Source organism: Occallatibacter sp., from assembly GCF_049802275.1.
Classification (GTDB): Bacteria; Acidobacteriota; Terriglobia; order Terriglobales; family Acidobacteriaceae; genus Telmatobacter.
This window is the reverse complement of record NZ_JBARMD010000682.1, coordinates 1-2,695: the sequence shown is the minus strand read 5'-3', so window position 1 is coordinate 2,695 and position 2,695 is coordinate 1. Positions and strand designations below refer to the sequence as shown.

2 protein-coding genes are annotated in these 2,695 nt (G+C 56.8%); one reads left to right on the top strand and one right to left on the bottom strand.

The genetic code is table 11. From position 1 onward, the window contains the following. On the top strand, positions 1–1,562 hold a 1,562-nt coding region (locus WA354_RS23095; protein ID WP_472815381.1), incomplete at its 5' end, for an alkaline phosphatase family protein. A gap of 233 nt (positions 1,563–1,795) precedes the next feature. On the opposite strand, the gene WA354_RS23090 is transcribed toward WA354_RS23095, so the two are convergent. Continuing rightward, positions 1,796–2,362 carry an outer membrane beta-barrel protein gene (locus WA354_RS23090; protein ID WP_472815380.1) on the bottom strand — a complete coding sequence of 189 codons (567 nt, stop codon included), beginning with the start codon at positions 2,360–2,362 and terminating at the stop codon, positions 1,796–1,798. Positions 2,363–2,695: the final 333 nt, after the last annotated feature.

The window sequence follows — 2,695 nt, the reverse complement described above, 5'->3', positions numbered from 1 at the left end:
CCAACCGCTACCACATGTGGACAGGCTGGGTAGGCAACGACGGCAGCGGCGGCGGGCCAGTGCTCGATAACGCAGAGGCCGGGTACGGCTGGAGTACCTATCCCGAGCGGCTGGTCAACGCGGGCATCACTTGGAAGATTTACCAGGACAAGGGCGCGGGCCTGACTGCGGCCGAATATTGGGGTTGGGGCCCTGACGCGTACATCGGAAACTATGGCGACAATTCACTGCTCTATTTTCACCAGTATCAGAACTCGCTGCCGGGCAGTCCGCTGTTTGAAGCTGCGCTTACCGGGACCGACATCTCCGCAGGCGGCACACTCTTCGATGAATTTCGTGCCGACATTGCGGCGGGAAAACTGCCCCAGGTATCGTGGATCGTCGCGCCCGAGGCCTACACGGAGCATCCCAACTGGCCCGCAAATTACGGCGCATGGTATATCTCGCAGTTCCTCGACGCGTTGACCTCAAATCCTGAAGTGTGGAGCAAGACAGCATTCTTTCTCTGCTATGACGAGAACGACGGTTTCTTTGATCACGTGGTGCCGCCGACGGTTCCCGCTTCACCGGCGCAGGGGCTATCGACCGTCGATACGGTCAATGAATACTTTGAAGGAAACTCCGAGTATCCAGCTGGTTCAATCGGCTTCGGGGTCCGGGTACCGATGATCGTGATCTCTCCATGGAGCAAGGGCGGGTACGTCAGCTCGGAGTTGTTCGATCACACCTCGTTGATTCGATTTGTCGAGCAGCGTTTTGGTCCGCACAATCCCAAACTGGTTGAGCCAAACATTACACCGTGGAGGCGTGCCGTCTCAGGTGATCTGACTTCGGCGTTCAATTTCAAGTCGCCTAACGATGCGAAGGTAGCGCTGCCCAGCACCGTAGCGTACATTCCGCCGGATGCAAATCGGCATCCGGATTACATCCCGACACCGCCGACCGATCAGGCTCTTCCGGTGCAGGAAGCCGGTACCCGTCCGGCGCGGCCGGTCCCTTATGAACTGCACGTGCATGGAAACGCCAACTTCGCTAACGGCACCTTCGAGATTCACTTCACCAACACGGGAAAGACGGCGGTTTACCAGGTTCGTTCCGGCAATAGCTCGCTCGGTCCGTGGAGTTACACGGTTGGTCAGGGTGCGTCGCTCTCGGATACCTGGCAGATCACCGCAAACAGCCTGCCAACCTACGACCTGTCGGTGAATGGTCCCAATGGTTTTTTACGCACATTCCAGGGAAGCGTTTCCGGGGAAGGCAAAGCCAACGTTCACGTTCGCACGAGCTATGAGCCGCAGGGGAATGCAATCACTCTGCATCTGGCAAATCGCGGTGCCTCGGCTGTAGATGTTCGGATCAGGGACGTCTATACCGGTTCGGATCATACGGTTCATCTGAAGGCGGGCGAAATGGCAAGCAGGCATTCGGAACGGCATCAGACGTTTGGATGGTACGACTTTGTGGTCAAAGTCGCATCCGACCCGACCTTCGTTTACCAGTTGGCCGGCCACATCGAAAGCGGAGAAGAGAGCCGCACCGATCCGGCAATCGCCGCGGTGTAAATGATTGCGGGGATAATTCTGCCTCAAAACGAAAAGCACCCAGGGGCCGCTTCTACCAGAGCGGCCCTTGTTTTATGGGTGATATGCAGCGTCCAAGCGATGCCAGCGTTGGATCCGATCAAGTCGAAATTATGTGATGCGGAAGAAGGACAACTACAGATTTCTCCACTCCGCTGCGCTGCGGTCGAAATGACCATAGGTTGGGGGTTGCGTCGTGTTTGGACTGAGTTCGCTCAGAAGATTTTGTAGGCGATGCCGGCGCTCCCGCCGTAGGGCTTGAGGGTGCCGTTGATCCAGTTTGGCCAGAGCTGGTATTCGAAGTCGAAGGGGCGAACCACAAAGTGCTTGCTTACCTTCCAGTCCACGCCGCCGCCCAGCGCGATATCAGTGAATCGGCCGTAGGCCTGGTTGTATTCGAAATTCATTCTGCCCAGCCCGAAAAGCGCTTTGCCATAGGGTGTCAGACCGTACCGCTTGAACTCATGAATGGGCACGCGCGGCCCGATCAGATAGTTGTCCTGGGTGATGTCTACGTAGGCATTCTCGCGGAGCCAGCGTGCTTCACCCTCTACCTGAATCCAGCGGGTCATCTTCAGGTCTACGTAGACACCGGCGCCAAAAAGGCGCTGCGGACTTGCCTGCGGAATACCGCCGCCGGCGTAGTCCGGTTGAAACACCGAGCCCATTCCGCCCGCAGTCAGCGATAGCTGACCGCGATATGCCGAAGGGGCCACTTGCGCATGCAAACAAGAAGCCGCGCAAATCAAACAGCTAAAAAAGAGAATTCCAATTCGTCTCATGAAAAAGGGCGTTCACTCCTGGCGGAGAATCGTCGGACTTTGCAACTCAGGAATAAGAACTCGCTGCAATTTCCGATGTCGAACTACCTGGCAACTCGATTTGTTCAAGCCGATGCAGCCATTCCGAGCAGCGAACTGAGGTTAACAGCGAAGTGAACGCTACTTCGGAATTGCCGTCAGTACAAAGGCTCAGGATCAGATAACCTGCTTGTCGTTATCCGATCCCGAGCCCGGTGAGACTAATCTACTGCTGCGGGTTTGGTGATCCACCCGGCTGTTGTTGCGGTTGAGGACCCTCTGTCTGCGAAGGAGCCGGCTGATCCGATCCTGCGG